Source organism: Legionella brunensis, assembly GCF_001467025.1.
Lineage (GTDB): Bacteria > Pseudomonadota > Gammaproteobacteria > Legionellales > Legionellaceae > Tatlockia > Tatlockia brunensis.
This window is the reverse complement of the sequence record NZ_LNXV01000029.1, coordinates 343,611-365,706: the sequence shown is the minus strand read 5'-3', so window position 1 is coordinate 365,706 and position 22,096 is coordinate 343,611. Positions and strand designations below refer to the sequence as shown.

Sequence of the window (22,096 nt, the reverse complement as noted above, 5' to 3'; positions counted from 1 at the left end):
CACGATATGCAGAATAAATACCCCCTGTGGAAAAATCTTGTGCTGATCATAATTACTGTGGTCGGCTTAATTTATGCAATACCTAATATATATAGCGAAGATCCTGCTGTGCAAATTTCTTCGCAATCTCCTGTGGATATGGATCAGCTAAGTGAACAAATCAGTACCTTATTGAATGATGCAAAAATAAAATATAATTCAATAACAACAACTAGTGATCGTTTGGAGATACGTTTTGCTTCAACTGATACGCAATTGTTGGCACGAGACGCGATTAAAAATGCTCTGGGGTCCCAGTATACTGTGGCTTTAAATCTTGCACCCACCACACCTCGGTGGTTAAGTTTGATTGGTGCTGAGCCCATGAAGCAGGGATTGGATCTACGTGGGGGAGTTCATTTTTTGCTCGAGGTTGATGTTGATAGTGTTATTAGTCGACGTTATGAAGGCTTGATGAAAAATATTGGTCAAGATTTGCGTGAAGCTGGTATTCGCTATGTAGGTATTCGCTATCTTGCTGATAAAGGTATTGATATTCGTTTTCGTGATGAACAGACAATGAGTGCTGCACTGGGTGAAATCAACGCTAAACTCCCTGATCTAATGATTACCCAGTCCAGTGCAACTTACTCCCTCTTGGCTGCTTTATCTCCTACGGAATTAAATAGCATTCGCCAAAATACCATCGAACAAACGATGAGTATTCTGCGTAACCGTGTTAATGAATTGGGAGTTGGAGAGGCTGTTGTACAACAGCAAGGCGCAACTCGTGTTGGAGTTGATCTACCTGGTATACAAGATGCTGCTCGTGCAAAGCAAATTCTTGGCGGTACCGCAACTTTGCAGTTTTATTTAGTTGATCAGGAAAATGATGCTCAACTGGCTAAGCAAACAGGAGTTATTCCTGTCAATAGCAAACTGTATATGATGGACGGACGTCCAATTTTATTGAAGCGCCAAGTGGTGCTCAGTGGAGACTCCATTACCAGTGCTGTTTCAAGTTTCGATCAACAGACAGGAACTCCTGCTGTACAGGTGCAGTTAGGTGGTGGCGGAGAAAGCTTATTTACGAAAATTACCCGTGAAAATATTGGTAGGCGCATGGCTATCGTATTTGTTGAAACTAAAACGAATACTTATACGATTGATGGGGTTGAAAAACGGGTCACGCAACGTGAAGAGCGAGTTATTAGTGCTCCGGTTATCCAAAATGCGTTGGGGAATAATTTCCAAATCACCGGTCTGGCAGATAGTAAGGAAGCCAGTAATTTAGCCTTGTTATTGCGTGCTGGTGCTTTACCTGCTGTAATTTATCCTGTTGAGGAGCGAACTGTAGGACCTTCTCTCGGTAAAGAGAATATTCGTCGCGGATTAATTTCTCTTGAAGTCGGCATGGGCTTAATTCTTGTGCTTATGCTCATCTATTACCGCTTTTTTGGCTTGGTGGCTAACATTGCATTGTTCTTAAATTTGATTTTGCTAGCTGCCTTGATGTCTTTAATTGGTAATACTTTAACATTACCGGGGATCGCGGCATTCGTGTTAACTGTGGGTATGGCTGTGGATGCTAACGTGCTTATTTATGAAAGAATTCGTGAAGAGCTACGCAATGGTTTATCGCCACAGGCTGCCATCCATGCAGGATATGATCGCGCATTTTCAACTATTGTCGATGCGAATGTTACCACGCTTATTGTAGGGATAGTTCTTTTTGCAATAGGAAGTGGGCCTATACGAGGTTTTGCAGTGATCCTATCCCTAGGCTTGCTGACCTCGATGATCACGAGCATCACTTACACGCGTGCCATCGTCAATTGGTATTATGGTGGTCGTAATGTAAAAAAACTTTCAATTGGTATTTGAGCAGAGGCGTAGATGGAATTTTTTAATCCAAATTCAAAGATAGACTTCATGGGGGCGCGTAAGTGGACCGCCTTGATGTCTGCACTTATTTTTGTGGTATCCATTAGTGCCTTGTTAATTCATGGCTTGAAATGGGGCTTAGATTTTACTGGGGGAACGCAAATAGAAGTGTCTTTTCCAAAATCAGTGGATTTAGAATTAATCCGGGAAAATTTATACAAAGCTGATTTTAAGGAAGCTCAGGTTATTAGTTATGGTACTTCAAAAGATGTCTTAATCAGTATTGCTCCCCGAGCAGATATGGATCAAAGTGTGCTTGTGGATAAGGTAATGAACCAGTTGCCAGAGGGAACAAAACAACGTGTGGATTTTGTTGGCCCGCAAGTGGGGCAAGAGTTGGCAACGAAAGGGGCTTTAGCTGTTCTTGTTTCATTACTCGCAACCATGATTTATATCGGCATGCGTTTCGAGTATCGCTTGGCAGTGAGTTCAGCCGTAGCATTAATTCATGATCCAGTATTAATTCTCGGTGTATTTGCTATGTTTGGTATCGAATTCGATCTGAAGGCCTTGGCAGGATTGCTCGCTGTCATTGGTTATTCCTTAAACGATACAATCGTAGTTTTTGACCGTGTGCGTGAGAATTTTATTAAGATTCGCCGAACGTCGTCTTTGGAAATTATGAATATTTCCATTAACCAAACGCTATCACGAACCATCATGACCTCTTTATTAACCTTATTTGTGGTTGTTGCATTGTTTGTATATGGGGGAGAAACGATTCGTGGATTTTCGCTCGCATTAATTATTGGGATTGTTGTAGGAACCTATTCTTCTATTTATGTTGCTGGGGCTTTGGCTGTGGCAATGGGATTGGATAGAAAAGATTTTCTGCCTTCACAGCGAAAAGAAATCGATGACAGGCCTTAATTTCCAATAGTTTAAAGTTCTTCTCTAGAGTATCCTTCAATAGCGAAGAAATCTGATTGCAAAGCAGTTAAAGATTCTTCGCTAAACTCAATGTGTAAAAATTTTTATCTTATAAGATTTCTCCCTGCTTATTATCTCTTTAAGAATTGCTCTGCTAATCACCTGTTGTTATTCAGGGATTTTTTCGGTTCAGTACATATAATAACTAATCTAAATGCAGACTCACAGTTGTGCAAAATAATATAAATTGGTATTTGTATTAAAAAAATTAATTAAAGATCTTTCAATGAGAACATATATCTATCAATGGTCACCCAAATTACTTAAAACGCTGCAAAAGGATATTAATGATTATTGTGAGATGCATCCTTACTCAGCAATTGACTCCTCATTTATGGATTTCCATCGTGAAAATTTTATTGCTGAAATACATACAGAGAGTTATTCTGAAAAGGAAATATACAAAAAGTTGGTTGATTACACAGGGGATAAATCATTAACTGAGGCTATTTTATCAGCTGGTGGAGGGCAATCACTTTTAAGTATCCCTTATTTTATATTGAATGATTTAACTATCGCTGAAAATCATTATCTAAATCAATATTATAAGACAGGATCTTATCGTCAATTAATCTATACAAAAAATGGAAGAGATGAATATTTTGCCAATCTTTATCTGTGTTTTTACGGTTTAAGGAACGGTAAAGAAAATATTCTCTTAGATAGGCAAACCACCGATTTAAAAAGCGTGGATATCAACGCTTATCAGTCTGTATTTACCTCGGGTTTGCATCACCAGCATGAGAAGGCTACCTTGGAGAAAGTTGCGGCACAAAAGCTTCATTTTGATGTTGCACCCTTCGCTGCCATGTACATACGTCTCAAGCTTAATGGACAAGGTTCTCTTACATTTATCCCGGTTGTAGCAAAAATTGCGATTAATTACACGACTTTTGAGCCTAAAAACCGTGATGAAATGTACCGCTCCAAAGTATTGGGTTGCTCAGCAGATGCTGCTATCTATAGTGAGTTTACACATAATATTGCTGATGATTTGACTGATAGACATGGGTATTTTTCTGAGAATGAGGTGGTTTCTGAGTTAGCAAAAAAATTGAATTATGTTTTTTATTCCCTAAGAGCAAGACATTACAATCAATTTCTATGTTTATTAGAAGATTTTTATTTTCATGTAAAAGGGTATTTAGCATTTGATCCTGTCAGAAAAAAAATCAAAGCAGTTACTCAAGATAATATTATTGAATTCGTTGCTGATTGTTTGAAAATAGTTAAACCGGATTTACAGGATTTAGTCTTAATTTGCCAGCTTATAACCGCTTTTTATAGCTCTGAAATATCTCAATTTGGTAAGATGAAATACTCGCTTGGACAAATTTATTATGTATTAAGTCATTATATTTCTAGCCATCTGGATTCAAACTTGATTCGCGAAGAGACAGATGAGCACCGGTTTAGTCCTGAACTATTAGGGAAAATTCTTGAAGTAATTAATAGTGATTATCTTGTCACGGAATATAGAAAAATGGAGGCTTTTTATATCCTCAAAATCAAGGCCTATGAAATATTGTACAGTTATAATATACCAACTTTAGCCTTTGAAAATGAATTTGATGAAGTGGAAGAGGCATTCTATAGTCAGATTTACAGTATCTTTCATCTCAATTATTCCCCCCATCTAACGAATCAGGAGTATCGCTTACTACTTTTGGAGCGTCTATACAGTTTAAGCGATGCGATAAATAAGGTTGAGCAAGCTAATGAACCTAATATCGAGAGGAAAAATTTTATTATTAATAAAGCATCTGAATTATTAGGTTTAGTGCAAAGCTTTAGCTATTTAATTCATAATCCTGCTTTAGCCGGGAAAATGCTTACGGAGCCGTTTGAGCAAGTCTTCGATTCTACAATCTTAGGTAAGAGAAATCCTGATCTTGAGGATGGTCTCTTTCTGGATCACTTATTTACTGAAAGTGATATGGATGATTATCATTTTCCTGAAAAGGTCAATAGAATATGGGTGGCCTATTTGACATCGATAAAAAATCTATTTGCCTCGGTCCCGCATGATTTAATCTCTGATAAAGGATGGTCAGCTTTAACTGAGCAACTGCAAGAAGCGAGGGAAAAACTTAGAGCTTATCCAAAAAATCTGAGCGCAAATAGCCTTCTCGTTGCTAATTTCAGAAATTCACTTGAGAATTTTTGGGATGCCAAGCAACCGGGTTTCACTTCCTATATGAAAACAGATACTTCAGAATGGCTTAAAAAATTACATAAACTAATCGACATAGAGGATAATGTTTATCTCCTCCAGCTACTTTGTAAGTTTTATGTAGGAGAGTATTATTTGCCTGATTTACAAGCTTGTCTGACACAGTATTTGATGACAACACAAACCAATTGGGCCGGATGGAAATTTTTTAAAAGTGTCACGCCGTACCAAATTTGCTGTGAAATTTTTTTTCAAAATTTAATGAATCAAGCTGCCGAGGATCATCTTCTTTGTATTCAGTACGACATTCTTGATACTTTACCAGAAGTAAAAAATATTTCTAAAGAAGCTGATACAATTACGCCAAATTAATTTTGTTTAATAACGAATAGGTCGTTTTTTAACCATTTTTGCAGTAAGATCTTCGCTAGTTATAATGTATTGAGAAGAGATAGCCAATTGAAAATTTACGAGTGGATTTTATTTGATGCCGATGAAACTTTATTTCATTTTGATGCTTTTAGGGGATTACAGCATTTGTTTTCCAATTTTGGTGTCAACTTTACCAAGCTGGATTATCAGGAGTATGAGGCAGTCAACAAATTTCTGTGGGTAGATTACCAAAATGGAAATATTACTGCTCAGGAATTACAACATCAGCGTTTTAGCAATTGGGCTAATAAACTGCAAATTCCTTCTCAGGATTTAAGTCGTGCCTTTCTTGGTGCAATGGCTGAAATATGTACACCTTTAGAGGGAGTAGTAGAGTTACTCAATACTCTGAAAGGGCACGTAAAACTGGGTATTATTACCAATGGATTTACGGAGTTACAACAAGTCCGCCTTGAGCGAACGGGGCTCAGTGGGCATTTTGATTTGCTCGTAGTTTCTGAACAAGTTGGTTTTGCGAAACCTCATCGCGGTATTTTTGAGCATGCTCTTTCCGAGATGGGTAATCCTGCGCCTGAACAAGTGTTAATGGTTGGTGATAATCCTGACTCAGATATTCTGGGAGGAATCAATGCAGGCTTGGATACATGCTGGTTTAATGTGCATAAAAAATCTGTTCCCGAGGGAATCATGCCGCAATATCAGGTTTCTTCCCATAGAGAGCTTCAACATTTGTTATTCGAAAGACATGACACTATATCTGTGTACACCACTTGAGAGTCGTTATCTTTGGAATAAAGGGACCCATGCGGGTCCAGATATAGGGATTCGATAGCAAAAAGCTTAAACTAATAAAGCATCTATTTTAGCAGCGCAAATAAAATCATTGTGAGATAAGCCTTTTAGGGCATGAGTCATAAAGCGCACATGACAATAGTTGTAGCCTACTTCAAGATCAGGATGATGATTTTCTGTATTGGCAATCCAGGCAATTGCATTCACAAAAGCCATGGTTTCATAAAAGTTAGCAAAGCTGAACGAACGTTTGATTTCCTTACTGTCATTTTGTACTTGCCAATGACTATCTAATTGTGGCATCAAATTATGAACTTGCTCGGCCGTTAATGCTGCCCCAATTCCTTCACAGGATTCACAATGTTTTTGGCTTAAATCGGTTTTCATCGTCTAAACTCCTAAATTTTTTTAGATAAGCAAAATGCTAGTTTCTCAAGAAATCGGGTATTCTGAATAGTATTTCCAATAGTAACTCGCAAATGATGGGCTAGTTTATAAGGATGTAATGGGCGAACGATTATTCCCTGTTTTAATAATCCTTCATAAACCGGTAAAGAACTCATCCCACAGTCGAAGGTAATAAAATTACATCGCGACGGTAAATAGTTTAGTTTTAAGATATCAAAACCCTGTTGTAGTTGCTTCATGCCGTGGTGATTAACCTCCAGAGTCTGCTGAACGAAATCATCATCATCCAAAGCGGCATTGGCTGCCTCAAGGGCTGGTTGATTCACCGCAAAAGGGGGTTGCACGCGTAATAATAGCTCTGTTATTGCTGGGTGAGCAATAGCATAACCTAATCGCAATCCAGCAAGCCCATAAGCTTTAGAGAAAGTGCGGGTAATAATTAGGTTAGGGTGTTGTTGCAGTAAATTGATACTGGTGTGATCGCCATTTTTATAGGCATATTCATAATAAGCTTCATCTAAAACAACAATTGTTGATTTGGGTACATTAACAAGAAGCTTTTTAATTTTGTCAGGATTAATAAATATCCCTGTAGGATTGTTGGGGTTGGCCAAAAATAAGACGGCAGTATTATTTTGGCTTGCACTAATCATGGCTTCAATATCAACCTGCCAATCCGATTGTAGCGGTATCTTTTGAATAGGAATGCCTAAAGTTTGTGCCTGAATCCCATAAGAAATGAAAGAATGCTCATGAGTTAACATTTGCTTACCAGTATGAAGCGCAAAGGTGGTTAAAATTAATGAAAATAGTAAATCTGAACCATTACTAAGCGTTAACATATGTTCGTTAATTCCTAACTTTTGGCTCAGCTTATGTCGTAAGGGATGATTCATCGGCGAAGGATAAGTTGCCAATTGTATTCGCGATAGTTTGGCTAAGGCTTCCTTGGCTTTGAAACTGCAGCCAAGAGGATTTTCGTTGCTGGCAAGTTTAATAATGTCAGTCAGGCCTTGTTCACGTGCCAACTCTTCAATTGCTTTACCTGGAATATAAGGACTTAATGATTGAATACCCGCATGAGGTAATTGGTGATAGTCACAAGACAACGGACTCTCCTTAGAACCGAAAGATTTTCGATATTACCTAAGTGCTATCAAAAAGTGAATGACTGAACTGTAACTGGTCACAATAATTTAAATTTTTTGTTTTCTATTGCTTTCTTCTTGGGGAGGATTAATCTAATCCGGCAAAACAACCTCAGGAAATGGATTATGAAGATCGCTTATGGTTTTTCTTTAATTGAATTATTGATAACTCTATTGCTGGTTACAGTAATTTCTTTTGCGCTCTTGCAGCAGCAATGGCAAATTAACCAATTATTTTATCGTGCCGTACAACGCTCTTTTGCAATGATTTTACTAGATAACAACTCCGAACGGTTGTTAGCCCATCAACCACTCATAGATACTCAAGAACCATTCACATTCAAACAAACGCCAACATCAAAGGGAATAACGTTGGAAATTTTCTGGGGCTTTGAAATGTCTGATTCCTCATCCTCATGCTGCAAATTGCAAAGAGAAACGATGAGAAATTATGGGTAAGAACAATGGTCTTAGTTTAGTTGAAATGATGGTAACTCTTTTCCTAGGTACATTATTGCTAACAGCATTGATAGAGCATTATTTATCTGCAAAAAGACAATATGACAATACTCATGCCTTACTAGAGAAAACTTTTGAGTTAGAGTGGGCTCTCGATTTAATTCGCAATAGCGTTCGTAGTGCGGGATTTACCCCCTGTATAAATCTCAACAGACTAGAAAGTATCGATGGGCACCACAAGAGAAGGCTTTGGGCGATTGAAATCAACGCTGGCAAACCTCAGGCATTACGTATCAATCGCATGAATGAATACTTTAATTCGATAATAAAATTTACCGCTGATGAGTTCATTATCAGCAAAGAAAATAGCTATCAGGCGAATGAAGCGATCCTTATCGCTGATTGCTACCACGCCGAAGTGCAGGAAATTTCTTCTGCTCGACAAAGTGGTAACAGTATAATAATTAAGCTGAAGAAACCTTTATTTTTTGATTACTTAAAACCAGCCTACGTAGGGAAGTGGACTCAGGAGGAGTTTTTTATCAAGGAAAACAAAAGGGGTGAAAGGGCATTGTATTACCGACGCAATCACGCCGAGGAGCTCACCTCAACGGTGAATGGTTTTTCTGTACAAGAGCAATCGAGTCAGGGTTTAACCGTGCTACAGATTTTGTTGCAGTTGACTGACCATGAGACAGCGCGGATTGAAACAATGGTGCGAGCATCATGAGAAAACAGAAAGGGTTAATTTTACTAACTGCAATAATGGTTCTGTCCTTGCTCTCTTTGCTCATAATATCAGCCATGCAAAATATTCTTTTATATTACAAAGGTTTAAATAAGATGGTTGAAAAAAATCAGGACTTTTACCAAATAGAATTTTACATGCAACAACTCACCTTAAAACATTGGAAGCATAATGCACAATGTGTTGTGGTCGAGCAAGAGCATAATCAAATCATTTCATTATTAGCAAATCGCGGATGCAAACTTAGTGATAAAAATAGAACTTATTTCTATCTCGTTGAGGAGCTAGGTGTATTTCCTTGTTTGCAGTCGGTTATTGGTAAAGAACATTATAGTACGGAGCATTGGCGAATTAACCTGTTGAGCAAGAAACCTAAAGCATTTTTACAGTTGCGTATTGCTCGTCTTACTTCGCTTGCACCTTGTCAAAAAAATAAAGCTAATTATATTCATCAAGGTCTTCTCAGTTGGCGCTATTTAGACGATTTTTCCTTTCAGTAGTCTCAATTAATTAGTGCTATATTTAGATATACGTTGAGCTTAAGAGTTAAGTCTATGTATAAAAAAAAATTACTTATTCTGCAACTACCAAATTAGCATTTCAGTTAAATATAGATGCAGACCCCAGGACAATCTGTGTTGATCCCGATAAAGTTTATGTTGTAGATAGGACTCAAGGTAGATTGTTTACCTTTGGCTTGGATGTATGTGTGGGTGTTTGTGCCAGAGGTTATAACGAAAATGGTGAAGTTATATTAGGTATGATTCATGTTATGTCTGATCCTTCTAAATTAACTTCATTGTTGGAACAAATGCAGAAAAAATTAGATCCCAATGGAAAAATAGAAATTTTTATTGGCGGAGGCAAAATAGAAGATATAGGAAGCCGTACTAACTATGCTACTTTGCTTGCAATAATCCAAGAATGTAATAAAAAAAGTAAATTTAACTTAGAATTAGTAGACGATCAATTCTCACCTTTTGGTAAATTAAAGCGATTAGAAAACACAACAGATTTAATATTTGATGAAGAATCTAATGTTTTTATGGAAATTAGGGGTGGTGGATGGACAGAGGATATTGAGCCATCCTTACAAAAAGCTCTTGAAGAAATTGCGGAACTAAAAAATAAGTCATCGCAAGGGAGCAAGCCTTCAGAGCAAGATATTGAAAGTTTTATTTCTAACAATCTATTAGAATTGTTATTCACTACTAATAAATCATGGGAAGTTCTTGATCTACTTTTGGAGCATACATCTCCAAACTTAATCAATAAAATAGTTAATAGATCAATTGATAAACTATGGGAGTTTGCTTGCAAAAATAGTGATGAGAATTTGGCTCATTTTCTACTTGGTAGCAAGGTGTCATTATTTGAAAAAGAAGGTTATACCCCAGGACATTTTGCTGTAATATTTGATAGTCTTAATATGCTTTCATATTTAATGGAACAATCGGAATTTGACATTAATGCGGTAGATAAATTTGAAAATAAATCAATATTATTATTTGCGCTTCAATCCTTACCACCTAATGAAAAAATAATAAAAAAATTACTTGATTCGGAAAATATTTATTTAAAGAAAAGTGATCCAAAACTACCTTTACAGGTAGCTTTATCTACACCAAACATTAGTATATCAATAAAAAAGCAAATGATTTTAATGGGAGGAATGGATCCAGATATCCCCAACCAATCTGCATTACAAAAATGTCAAGAGCTTATCAGTCAAGATGCTGAATTATTAGCTTGTTACCGTAGACGCATGTTTAGTATGCAAGATAGTAATCAATTTAGCAGCTTAATTAATGCTGTAGGCAGCCCAATTATTAATAAGAATGAGGAACAAGTAAAAGAAATAACCAACCTAGCTATACTCCAAAAAAAAACCAATAACCATGGCTAATTATACCCAATTCAATACGGTATTTAGTTGGTTTTTCTTTTTGTTTTCATAAGAAAATATCTAATTAATGGCACATGAAAAATCAAGAAATTATTTTGCTATAATTATTATAGTTACCTGTTATTTTGATATAAATCGTGAAAGAAAAACATGTTGTTCCACATAATTATAGAGATATAAGCATAACAATTGATGGCAAAACTCTTTTAGTTGGAGCTATGGCACATCCAATCCGGTATGGTTTTGGATATTCTTTACAAGAAATTACTGATTTTTGGGCTGAAAAGAATGTTGGAACTGTCATATCGTTTAGTGACCTTCAAGAAGCAGAAATCTATACTGACCAGGAAATAAGAATTAAAGAGCAGCTTCTATTTAAAAATAAGGAAAACCAACATTATAGTATACCTATTGTAGATAAGGCACATGTTGTACCATCTCTTGAAGAATTTGATGCCCTCTATGAAATTTTTAAAAAATCGCCACAAAATATTATATTGTATTGTGGCGAGGGTTTAGGTAGATCTGGCGTGATGCTTGCTTCATTAGTACTGCGTCAGCTGATCCAAGAAAATATTACAAACCCTGAGTCGCTGCAAGAGTATGCAGAAAATGAAAAAGAAAATAATCAATCGATACTTGGATGTAAGTGTAGCTCTCTAGTTTACAAAGCTATTAAAACAATTAGGGCTTTACCAGGTTCTAATACTTATAAATCTATTGAAAATTATGCCCAAGTACAAGCCTTATGCGATTTAGAAAAAGAAATACTGAATAGTATCAAAAATCCAGAATTGAAAGAAACCAAGAAACCTATTAATTTATCAGAATGGACTCTTTATGAGGAAAAGAAAAGCGAATCTCAAAAAACAATTTCCCCTTCTTTATATAAGGGACTTAACGAAGCATCTTTTATGCAAACAAATTTAGCTAGCAATTTTATAAACTTATTTTTTGCAAAATATAAGCCTAATGACTTAAAGAAACCTAATTTAGATGAAGAAAAAACCAATGAAGAACTGGATACAATGCAAGAACAACTATTAGAGGAAAATCTGAAAAAAATTCGTCAAGATGATGATAAACTAGTAGCAGAAAGTGAGGAATTTATTTCCAAAAAAACAATTAGTTATAATGTTTCTGAGGAATTAAAAAATAGGGTATCTGATTTGGAAGAATCGCATTCAGATGAAAATGAAGAAGATAATTTCAAACCCAAATCAAATAACTAAGTGGCATATACAGAGTTGTCAATAGTAAAAAATATTATATTGATTCGGTATTTATGATATTTGATTTTCAAGAATTAAATTAAGCAAATTTCGGCAATTAACATGCAGCATAAAAGATAGAAAGATAGTGTTATTTCTCATTTGGTCAGTGAGAATTTGAAAGGCAAAGAAAGCAGAAAGCATTTGAAGGAGCCTAAAATAATTTAATTAATAGAAATTAATTATCGTGCCATCAAATATTAATATCTTGTGAAACTATTTTTATTTCGCTGTTTTCATGGCGTGCAATAATCAAGGTATATTCTGGAACCTCAAGCCAGGTGGTTGTGTCCTCAGTTAAGGGTTCGGAAGCTATGATAATGCTTGATTTTACATGACCTCCTTTCATCTTATATTCGTTATCATAAAAACCATAGCTATCACCATAGGTATACCATAAAGAATGGTAACCAGAGTGTGCGGATGGAGGAGCATCAGGGGGTTGCCATCCATAATCCAAAACAAAGCGCGTGGCTGCAATAAATTCGCCATTGGTGATAAATAAATTTACCGGAGAATTAATTTTTATATTTCTCTTGGTACGTGTACGTTGAAGAATTTTTAATGTTTCAGTAATTGCCCTGGCTATTTCTTCTGTTTCGTAGTTCCCTACAGAATTTGAAAGTTGCGATAAAAAAATAGCGTAGATCCATTCACTATCGGTGGTCCCAGTAATATCTTTTCTATAATCTGTATGAACAAATTCCAGCAAATCATAGCGCATTAGTGCAAAGTTACTTAGTGAGCCATTATGGGCTAAGGCAATGTTTGATTGAGGAAAGACAAAGGGATGCACATTTTGATTAGAAATAATTTGCTTATCGTGATATGACACTCCACGCAAATGTGCAAGAATACAATGAGGTGAAATTTTGGAGGCAAGATTTTTTAAATTTTCATCGTAAAAAGGTAATTGCGGTGTTTTATAGAGATGTGGAAATTTAGGGTTATGGGACGTATTGTCCCAAGCTGCAATACCAAATCCCGCTAAGTTCAATAAGTGTGACATATATTTAGGGTGATAACTTTGCTTGATGAATGAGTTATCAGGCTTATAAAGTAGCTCTTCGACTAAAATGGGCTTTCCTAGATAAGATAATATTCTGCACATAATTTTTTACCTATTATAAGCTTCAATGTGAAGCCGGATATCTAACTTATCAATGGATTTTTCTAGTGCAACTAATGAAGCACAAATTAGATTAAATAATTTATACCAAAGTTGAGGCTTATTTTCTTGAAAATTAGTCAGGGCGGTATCAGAAATTTTCAATAAAATTGCTTGTTCACAAGTTGAAAAAGTAATGGTGTAAGAAGAGTCGCTATCTACACAAGCAACACCAGCGAAAAGTGTTCCTGGGCCAATAACCGATAATTTTGCCAATTTATTGTCATGGACAATACTAGATTGAACGGCACCGTGGATGACGATATAGCAAGAAGATTTCTTTTCGCCCTGATGAATTAACTTACAATTTTTAGAAGCTTCAAGTAATTCCATGTTTTTGAACAAATTGTCCAATTCATCGTTATTAAATATTTGAAATAATGGTAATTTTAATAATTGCTCTTTGTTTAGACTAGCTTCTTCAAATGTGATAAGTTTTGGTTGGTTAAATGTGTGAACTACTTTACCAAAGAAGGATAAACTAACCATAGCTGAATTAGTAATAGAATCAGTGACTTTATCATGCATTCGTTTTAAGCGACCACAGACTTGTCGTGCTAGCGCTTCTAAAATTTTATATTTTATTTCGGGATAATAGGCGGATAAAAGTTCAAAATAAGTATCAGTCATGAGTAGGCATTTAACCTGTACATTCGCGATTATTGAGGTAGGACAAGGAAGCCTTTCTATAAAGCAAATTTCCCCCAAAAAATTACCGGGACCTAAGGTTTCGATATTAGTAATTCCTTGACCCATTATGCGTGCAGTAATGGTTACCTGGCCATCAATAATAATGTAGATTCCTTCAAACGTTTTCCCTTGTTTAAGGATAATTTCACCCGGTAAAAAATCAATAATTTTGCTATGCTTAATTAAAACATCTAGTTCAGACTGACTCAGATATTTTCCAAGATTACCACTTTCTAATTTGTTAAGTAATAATTTAATTTGATTACTATTATTCATTCCTAAAAATATGCTATCCATCACTAAGTCTCCGTACCACTCTTATTAAGAAACTTCTTCGAAATTACTTCCGATAATCAAACGACTCAGCTTATCCATAAATCATATCAGCGTTTTTTTTCGAAAAAAGTCTGTTATTTTGTATAAAATGTATAGTAATGAACGCCTAAAATTATTGGCTCTAATAAAAACCATAGTACATTTTGAGACTTAAGTTAAATGAAGGACAGTTTGACGCAAGAAAAACGTCATTTTTTGCGTCAAATAATTGTTAAAGAGGCTTATTGGCACTGCGGTTTTCTAACCGTGGTAAAACGCAGTAGAGCTTTCGTAGTTCGCAAAGGGGTAATTCAGCAACATCCCAAATACTCCAGCCTTCAGAAAATAAATTAATTTGCATTTGTGAGCCTCGATACCATGCTTCCCAAAATTCATAGGGATCAATAACAACTTTTGAGGATCCAGCCAGATCATTAATCTTAATTCCCAAATAAAAAGAGTACATCACTGGAATAACATGCCCATCAATAGGATTTTTTTCTAGCATAGTTGAAGTAAATACTGAAACCAAAAGTTCACCATAAGGTGAGGTGTCATATTCGCTAAGCACATGAATTGAATCATGTGGCATTACAAAGGTGTAATTTACGCCTTCTTCCTCTCCAGGAAACTTATAGTTATTATTTTTAAACTGTAACCAAATATGATAGCCAAAGCTTTCTTTAGGTAATTGGCTAAGATTTTCATAGCGCTGAGCTAGCTGGGGGTCTTTGTTATTTCCTCGATAGGGAAAGAGCCAATTATCAATGTCTTTATCATTTTGAAGATTTGGAAAAATATCGAAACTTTCAAGATTCTTAAGCATGATATCTTTGATAAGCCAAGGTACGTCTCCTACTAACGTTTTTTCAAGTTGCTGTAAATAATGTGGATTGAGATGAGCTGTCTGAGCATAATCAAACACGGCCTGAATTTGTTGCGGATTAATTTGCCCATCCATCAATGCAGTCACTACTAAAAACCGCAGTGCATATTCAGCTTTAGCGCTATTGGTAAAAACTTGTGCAAATTTATGAGGAGTGATTTCAGGTAAGGCTGATAATTTAAGTTCATCCCTATGAGTAAAAACATGATGATAGGTCGCTTTTAAAGAGGTAGTCTGCAAAGGGGTTAAAGCCTGTTTTCCTCTAGCAGTCGCCACATCTTTCATCGCTGCCAAAAGATGAAAAATTTCATTAAGTTGTAGTTTCACGGGTCGATTCCTAAGTTATATTTTTACAGTTTAATCCATTTTAGGTCATAATGCGTGCGAACCAGAAAATCGTAAATTTATTAAATTACTAACCTTCAATATTTTAATAACCGGCATTAGCCTACATTATCAATATAGGAAATGAACTGAGCGACATAATTTTGTATAAACTCTTTACTCATCATCGGTTGTGTGTATGTGAAGCAAATCATCAGTTTTTGGTTAAAGGTTAATACATTAAGTAGAATAGGGATATCAGCATTTTGACGAGAGGTACAAAAGTAACAAGTGTGCCATTTTAAAGCATCATATTGGCCATTAAAGGGTAGCAAACCAATATTGGTTACAGTGGGTCCCATGGAAAAGTGATCGCTGCTGCCAGCCCAGAGTGCAACTTGTTGAAGGAGCTCTTGCTTATTAAATTGATGAGGGAAAATTGCATCACCAGGCAGACGAATATTTTTTAATTGGCGCTCATAATTAGAAGCTAGGACGTCGAGATTACTGTGTTCATTAATATTATGATGATAAGTGGTTACCACCGAAACGTAGCAACCAAAAAAATCATTAGGTATTTCGGGTTGACACCATTTTCTTAAATTTACCGGTGTGTGCAGGGTGGAAGATAATTCTTTTTTCAATATTTTGGCAAGGCTTACCAGGGTCACGGCATTAATGAATGCATTAACAGAGAAATCTTTATATTTACAATGGTCTAACAGTGATTTTGTATGCTCAGAAGAAAAGCTATGGTAGATATTTTTTGTGACACGCCCCCCTAAAGGGGTAGTGTTTTCGTAGGGAATGGGAGTCATAATGAAATCTTCTGGCGGTTGAGTTTTCTTATTATCCATATGCCGTAGTAATTTTTCGACTGGTGGGTAGATTGGAAAACTATTTTTTGTTTGCAGGTCTTCATAAATTCTAAAAAGACTATCAAAAAAATAGGCTATGGAGATCCCATCACCAATATTATGACCGGATATTAGAATTAATTCATGCTGAATATCGCTCTCGCAATGTAACAAAATTAATCGCCATTGATAATCTTGGTTACGCGGGGGGCGATTCAATTCTAGTTCAATAAGCGATTCCCACATGGAATCAGAATCTCTTACAAGAACTTGAAAAGGAAGATAGGCATTTTCACTGTCGTCAATAATAAAATGAGAGTTTAAAGTGCTTTTTTTGACGTGGGCTCGCAATAGGGGTTGTTGAGCCTGGAGTAAGCGCACAGCTTCTTCAAACCGCTTGAGAGAGAGCGTGGGATAAGAAAATTTGGCAACCGCAGCAATTACTCCGTTGCCATGATAATGGTCATTGCCTGTTTGGCATAACTCTTCCCAATAGCCTAATTTCCTTTTGTGTGGTTTCATCATGCTATTTGCCTCGAAAAGAACGTGTCAAACGGTATCTATAAGCAATCTTCAACATATACAGAAAATTTCCTATTAGACCACCAATTTGCCGAGTCAGCAATTACAATGCCCGTGTCCCTTACTTATTTAGCCTTGTATTTATAAGGTGCATAATTAGGAACCCATATGTGTTTGCGAATTTGTTTTTCAATATCTTCATCTGTTAAATATTCAGCCAAATTAGATTTGACAGCTTCTTTGGCTACAGCGAACGCGACTTGGTAAGAGACCTCACGAACTTCGGTTAGGGGAGGCAGTAAATTTCCTTTAGGGTCTTTTTTGGCTGGGGAACAAGCAGCAAGTGCTTTGGCAGCTGCCATAAACATTTTATCAGTAACCCGTTTTGCTTTAACTGAAATAAGACCAAGTCCCATACCAGGGAAAATATAAACATTATTGGTTTGATCCACACGAAACATTTTTCCATCTTTCACAATAGTTCCAAAAGGACTGCCTGTACCAATAACTGCCCGATTATCAGTCCATAACATCAAGTCAGTAGGAACTGCTTCACTATGGGTGATAGGGTTAGAAAGTGGCATAATGATGGGTTGCTTAACATGAGCGGCCATTTCACGGATTAGCTCTTCATTAAATAAACCGGCTTGTCCAGAAACACCAACCAAGGCGTTAGGATGCAAGTTTTTAATAACATCTTTCAGGCTAATAATATCTTTCTGTTCGCAGTGCCAGTTAGCAATAGTTTGTTTTGATTTTAAGAGTTTTTGTTGGAATGGTAATAAATCTTCCATACCTTCAACTAAGAGGCCATTGCGATCAATCATATAAATGCGCTCGCGGGCTTCTTTCTCGGAAAGTCCGTCCTCAATCATTGCATGAACAATGAGTTCAGCAATACCGCAACCTGCAGAGCCAGCTCCAACAATAACGATACGTTGGTCTTTAAGATGAATACCCGTTACTTGGACAGCGGAAAAGAGAGTGCCTGTGGCAATTGCTGCTGTTCCCTGAACATCATCATTAAATGTACAAAGCTCATCACGATAACGATCTAGCAAGCGTGTTGCATTTTGAAGTGCAAAATCTTCCCATTGTAATAGTACGTGAGGAAAGCGTTTTTTTAAGGCTTTAATAAAGGTTTCAATAAAGTCATCATATTCTTGTCCTCGAATCCGCTCATGACGCCAACCGATATATAAAGGATCTTTTCTCAGTTCATCATTGTTCGTACCGGTATCCAGCAAAATAGGTAGCGTTGCTGAGGGATGAATGCCAGAACAAGCACAATATAAAGCAAGTTTGCCAATAGGAATTCCCATTCCTCCTGCACCTTGATCCCCAAGGCCTAAAATACGCTCACCATCGGAAACAACAATGGCTTTAACACCATCAAAGCGTGGGTTTTCTAATATTTTATCCATAAGATCTCGATAGGGATAAGCAATAAAAATCCCACGAGGACGGCGATAGATATGACTAAAATTCAAACAAGCATCGCCCACAACAGGAGTATATACAATCGGCATTATTTCGGTGATATGCTCGCATAGTAAACTGTAATATAAAGTTTCATTAGAATCCTGAAGATCACGTAAATAAATGTATTTTTCTAAATCAGTGGCCTTACTTTTAAAAGCAGCGTATGAACGATTACGTTGCTCTACAATATTGCTTTCCTCAGGAGGAAGAAGGCCAAACAAACCAAACTCAGCGCGTTCTTCATTGGTAAAACCAGTTCCTTTATTGAGGATGGGATTAGAAATAAGGGAATAATCTTTAACATGAACCTCAAGATAAGAATCTCCTTTCTCATTCACTTTGCGCGTATAGTCCATAACTCTCTCCTTGATATTACTTACCAGTATAGTATGCCTTTGAAAATCGCAGTATTTTTTCTTGTTATCGTCTCAGTAAAAAATCAAGTTATTTAAAATCTAGCATTTTGAAGTATCTTGGGTATAGTGATAGTAAAAAGCCTTTCGCGAAGGACTGTTGTAAATGATTCGAGAACGTCTAGCAGCGTTTCAATATTGGCCACATGCAATTACGATGGCGATTATCCTTATAGCCTATGGTGGATATCGTTATTTTGCTTATTATTTTACCTGGTCTGATGATGCTTATGTTTCCGCAAACATAGTCAATATGGCTTCGCTAGTGGAAGGCCCTGTGAGTCAGCTTTATGTCGTTGAAAACCAAAATGTCAAGAAGGGGCAAAAACTGATTGAAATAGATCCAAGACCTTATAAATATGCTATGGATTTGGCCTTGGCAGAGCTTAAGATTGCTAAGCTTGATTATGCGAATAAAAAGCTGGCAATCATGATTGCCAAAGAAAAACTGGAACAAAATCAGTCAGCCATTGCTCTAAGTCAAGATCACTTTCGACGTTATTCAAAACTATTATCAGAGGGGGCTTTACCTGAGATTCAAGTGATCAACATTGAAGCCAAAATCAAAGAACAAGAGGCTATGGTATTGGCCGCCACTCATGAGCAGAAAATTGCAGAAATCAATTTTGATGATAATGCTGTTTTAGCGGCACAGGCTAAATACGATAAGGCTCGCTATTTGTATGAACATACAACTGTAGTTTCTCCAGCAGATGGTTTTATTACTAACTTCAATTTACGGCGCGGACAATATATAAAAATTGGAGAGGGTTTATTTGCTCTCGTGGAAACAAATCAGTGGTGGGTTGTCACGCGTTATCGGGAAACTGCTATTCGCTTAATTAAGCCTGGTGATAAAGTCAAAATTAAGCTTGATATGTATCCAGGTAAGGTTTTTTATGGGCATGTGGGGAGTATTGGTTGGGGGATTAATCGTGTGCAATCTGGAGCCGTTGCGCCTTCAACATTAGCCTACCTTGAAGCAACAGAGGATTGGATTAAGATAGCCCAACGTTTTCCAGTGCGGATTTATTTTGATGATGTTAGCCCAGATTATCCTTTAAGAATTGGTGCTAGTGCCACGACAATCACATACCCAACGAGAGACTGAGAATTTTTACAGCAATTACTGAAAATACAATCGAAAACAGAGCAGCTCTAAGAACTGCTGCTGCTGCGGTATGTGCTATTCTTCTTGCTTTTGCTCTTCATCTGGATAGGCCTTATTGGGCAGGTATGACAGTAGTCATCGTTGCTAATCTTTATGTCGGTAGCATTATTGATAAAGCGATTCTACGAATTGTTGGTACAGTAATTGGTGTGTGGGTGGGGGCTATCTTGGCTAAGATGATTGCAAATAGCCTTTTCCTTTATTTACTGATTAACTTATTGCTAATTACAGTCGCTGTTTATTATTACAATTTTAGTACTTACGCCTATGCTTTTTTGCTTGGGGCATTGGGAGCTTTTATTGTGATCGCCCAATTGGCCATTAGCCCTGATGACGTATTTTATGTGGCAATATGGCGGCCTATTGAGATAGGTCTTGGTGTCATTGTTTCAGCGGCAGCCGCATTTTGCCTTTTCCCCAATAATATCCATGACAATGTTACTCAAAATGTATCTGTTATTTTTGATTCGCTAAGTAGCCTTCTTGACCAATTAAAGCAATACCTGTTGACCGGTGCTCCCTCATCCTCAGAAATTGCTGATATGAATTTGCAACTCAAAAGGAAGTTAAAAAAATCCACAGAAATGATTGGTTTTATGCGACGTGAGTTAGGTATAACAAGAGAAAAAATTGACCAGTTTAGGGTGTTGTTGGATTTATTTTTTGATTTGTCACGAGCAATTACTTATTTTTCGACTTCCTATGAATTGAAACAAGAGCAAATATCTATCCTTGAGGAAGAAATCAATATTGTTTTTAGTGCTATTCAACATGATTTATCTATTTTAAGAGGTGTCTTTTTTACAGGTAATCAAACACAGGAAGCATTACAAACGTCACCAGCAATAGAGCATTTGAATGCAAGTCTAAATAGACAAGTTGATATGTCGTTTGAAAAAAGAAAAGTCTATTGGGATATTCAATCGTTATTACAACAAATCAATACTATTATCGTTAATCTCAATGGTTTGTTCATCACCCAGCAAGAATTGCCCAAGTCTGAAAATAAATTAATTAGTAAACAGGAACAATTGAGCAGTGATCCAGAGGTTATTAAACACAGCATTAAAGCAGGATTGGCAGCGATTCTCGCACTCTCATTTTGGCTAGTCAGCAACTGGCCTGGAGGTCTGAATGGCATTATAAGTAGTGTAGTCATTTCAATTAGGAAAGACCTGTTTGAAATGAAAAACGTTAGCATACATCGGATAATAGGTTGTCTGCTGGGAGGAGGGCTAGCATTATTCCCTTTAGCTTTTTTTATCCTCAATTTATACGCATTTATTCTGCTATTATTTTTTGCCATATGGGCCTTTAGTTATGCGTCGTTTAAGTATACAAAATATGCCTATATAGGTTTGCAAGCGAATATTGCCTTGGTGATTTGTTTAGCGCAGGCTGGTGGACCACCCACTGAATTAGGCCCACCACTAGAAAGATTTGGTGGAATTATTATTGGCATTGTCGCAAGCTTCATAGTAGGAAATATGTTATGGCGCTCACATCCGCTCGTTCTTCTCAGAAAAAATATTAACAAGCTATTCAATTATCTTGTGCACAATGTAGAAGTTATCTTATCTGGCACAGGAAATTTATATGATTTGATTCATCTACTTTGGCTTACTCGTGGTTTAATGGAGTCATTTGACGAGCAGCAACTAAATCCTAAAAAACAATTAATACTGAACGAGGCAAAAAAAGACTTTATCCAATTGACTCTTATCCAGGCAACATTGAGCCATATTTATCAGACTATCAATATAGAAGAGATTCATCGCTTAGCTAAGGAATTTGAAATTGATATTCATTCGATAGAAGCTGGATTGATTGCGTTTTATAAAGAAAAGAATCCAGCGAGAAGGGAAGTCATTAAGCAGCAAACAGAAGAGTATTTCGCTGCAATAAATCTAGAGCATTTATATCAAACTAGTACAGATGGGGTTGCTAATTTTTTGGATTATGTAAAGTCGTTAAAACGGCTCCTTGAATCTTAACAGCCATATTCAGTGAACTAAATTTGATTTGCTTTTAAAGTGTAACGAGCCCTCATCATAGCTTAACTTTTCTTTTGCTTTTATCTTAATATATGTCATCTAAATTCTAGGGAATTAGTCATA

The 22,096-nt window shown here is 36.5% G+C and carries 18 protein-coding genes; 11 read left to right on the top strand and 7 right to left on the bottom strand.

Translation table 11 applies throughout. The features are described 5' to 3' along the window. The first annotated feature begins 6 nt into the window (after nucleotides 1-6). The 4 genes from secD to yjjG all read left to right on the top strand — a co-directional run bounded on the left by secD (nucleotide 7) and on the right by yjjG (nucleotide 6,193). Nucleotides 7-1,863, top strand: coding sequence for a protein translocase subunit SecD (gene secD / locus Lbru_RS10370; RefSeq protein WP_058442059.1), 1,857 nt, complete (start codon nucleotides 7-9; stop codon nucleotides 1,861-1,863). A gap of 12 nt (nucleotides 1,864-1,875) precedes the next feature. Further along, complete coding sequence (gene secF, locus Lbru_RS10365; RefSeq protein ID WP_058442058.1) at nucleotides 1,876-2,793, top strand: protein translocase subunit SecF; 918 nt, start codon at nucleotides 1,876-1,878, stop codon at nucleotides 2,791-2,793. 286 nt (nucleotides 2,794-3,079) lie between these two features. Further along, a complete protein-coding gene (locus Lbru_RS10360) occupies nucleotides 3,080-5,398 on the top strand; it encodes a hypothetical protein (RefSeq protein ID WP_058442057.1) in 2,319 nt (772 codons plus the stop codon). A gap of 87 nt (nucleotides 5,399-5,485) precedes the next feature. After that, entirely contained in the window at nucleotides 5,486-6,193 is a 708-nt protein-coding gene (gene yjjG / locus Lbru_RS10355) for a pyrimidine 5'-nucleotidase (protein WP_058442056.1), read from the top strand. 66 nt (nucleotides 6,194-6,259) lie between these two features. Here the strand turns inward: yjjG and Lbru_RS10350 are convergent, their stop codons facing one another. Both Lbru_RS10350 and hisC read right to left on the bottom strand, forming a co-directional pair. Continuing rightward, entirely contained in the window at nucleotides 6,260-6,598 is a 339-nt protein-coding gene (locus Lbru_RS10350; protein ID WP_058442055.1) for a 4a-hydroxytetrahydrobiopterin dehydratase, read from the bottom strand. Between the two features lie 11 nt (nucleotides 6,599-6,609). After that, nucleotides 6,610-7,728 (bottom strand): histidinol-phosphate transaminase, encoded by a 1,119-nt coding sequence (gene hisC, locus Lbru_RS10345; protein WP_058442054.1) that lies wholly within the window; start codon nucleotides 7,726-7,728, stop codon nucleotides 6,610-6,612. A 165-nt stretch (nucleotides 7,729-7,893) separates the two neighbouring features. Between hisC and Lbru_RS10340 the strand changes: the two genes are divergently transcribed. The 5 genes from Lbru_RS10340 (at nucleotide 7,894) to Lbru_RS10320 (ending at nucleotide 12,112) form a co-directional block, all read left to right on the top strand. Further along, nucleotides 7,894-8,226, top strand: a complete 333-nt coding sequence (locus tag Lbru_RS10340) for a prepilin-type N-terminal cleavage/methylation domain-containing protein (RefSeq protein WP_058442053.1) — start codon at nucleotides 7,894-7,896, stop codon at nucleotides 8,224-8,226. Continuing rightward, on the top strand, nucleotides 8,219-8,956 hold the full coding sequence (locus Lbru_RS10335) for a PilW family protein (RefSeq protein WP_058442052.1): 738 nt from the start codon (nucleotides 8,219-8,221) through the stop codon (nucleotides 8,954-8,956). The genes Lbru_RS10340 and Lbru_RS10335 overlap by 8 nt, the downstream gene beginning before the upstream one ends. Next, a complete protein-coding gene (locus tag Lbru_RS10330; RefSeq protein WP_058442051.1) occupies nucleotides 8,953-9,474 on the top strand; it encodes a hypothetical protein in 522 nt (173 codons plus the stop codon). Before Lbru_RS10335 ends, Lbru_RS10330 begins: the two co-directional genes overlap by 4 nt. Nucleotides 9,475-9,683: 209 nt before the next feature. Next, complete coding sequence (locus tag Lbru_RS10325) at nucleotides 9,684-10,880, top strand: ankyrin repeat domain-containing protein (protein ID WP_058442050.1); 1,197 nt, start codon at nucleotides 9,684-9,686, stop codon at nucleotides 10,878-10,880. Nucleotides 10,881-11,017: 137 nt separating this feature from the next. Continuing rightward, nucleotides 11,018-12,112 carry a phosphatase domain-containing putative toxin gene (locus Lbru_RS10320; protein ID WP_058442049.1) on the top strand — a complete coding sequence of 365 codons (1,095 nt, stop codon included), beginning with the start codon at nucleotides 11,018-11,020 and terminating at the stop codon, nucleotides 12,110-12,112. 232 nt (nucleotides 12,113-12,344) lie between these two features. Here the strand turns inward: Lbru_RS10320 and Lbru_RS10315 are convergent, their stop codons facing one another. The 5 genes from Lbru_RS10315 to Lbru_RS10295 form a co-directional block, all read right to left on the bottom strand. Continuing rightward, nucleotides 12,345-13,262 carry a class II glutamine amidotransferase gene (locus tag Lbru_RS10315; RefSeq protein WP_058442048.1) on the bottom strand — a complete coding sequence of 306 codons (918 nt, stop codon included), beginning with the start codon at nucleotides 13,260-13,262 and terminating at the stop codon, nucleotides 12,345-12,347. Between the two features lie 6 nt (nucleotides 13,263-13,268). Next, a complete protein-coding gene (locus Lbru_RS10310) occupies nucleotides 13,269-14,306 on the bottom strand; it encodes a Crp/Fnr family transcriptional regulator (RefSeq protein WP_058442047.1) in 1,038 nt (345 codons plus the stop codon). 250 nt (nucleotides 14,307-14,556) lie between these two features. Next, nucleotides 14,557-15,537, bottom strand: a complete 981-nt coding sequence (locus tag Lbru_RS10305; protein ID WP_058442046.1) for a hypothetical protein — start codon at nucleotides 15,535-15,537, stop codon at nucleotides 14,557-14,559. Nucleotides 15,538-15,653: 116 nt separating this feature from the next. Then, nucleotides 15,654-16,916 carry a hypothetical protein gene (locus tag Lbru_RS17560; protein WP_238583866.1) on the bottom strand — a complete coding sequence of 421 codons (1,263 nt, stop codon included), beginning with the start codon at nucleotides 16,914-16,916 and terminating at the stop codon, nucleotides 15,654-15,656. 122 nt (nucleotides 16,917-17,038) lie between these two features. Beyond that, the gene (locus tag Lbru_RS10295; RefSeq protein ID WP_058442045.1) at nucleotides 17,039-18,751 is read right to left on the bottom strand and encodes an NAD-dependent malic enzyme; all 1,713 of its coding nucleotides are present in this window, start codon (nucleotides 18,749-18,751) and stop codon (nucleotides 17,039-17,041) included. Nucleotides 18,752-18,914: 163 nt separating this feature from the next. On the opposite strand from Lbru_RS10295, the gene Lbru_RS10290 reads away from it, so the two are divergent. Both Lbru_RS10290 and Lbru_RS10285 read left to right on the top strand, forming a co-directional pair. Further along, nucleotides 18,915-19,919, top strand: coding sequence for an HlyD family secretion protein (locus Lbru_RS10290; RefSeq protein WP_058442044.1), 1,005 nt, complete (start codon nucleotides 18,915-18,917; stop codon nucleotides 19,917-19,919). Beyond that, nucleotides 19,901-21,973 (top strand): FUSC family protein, encoded by a 2,073-nt coding sequence (locus tag Lbru_RS10285; protein ID WP_083500896.1) that lies wholly within the window; start codon nucleotides 19,901-19,903, stop codon nucleotides 21,971-21,973. The genes Lbru_RS10290 and Lbru_RS10285 overlap by 19 nt, the downstream gene beginning before the upstream one ends. Nucleotides 21,974-22,096 lie beyond the last annotated feature (123 nt).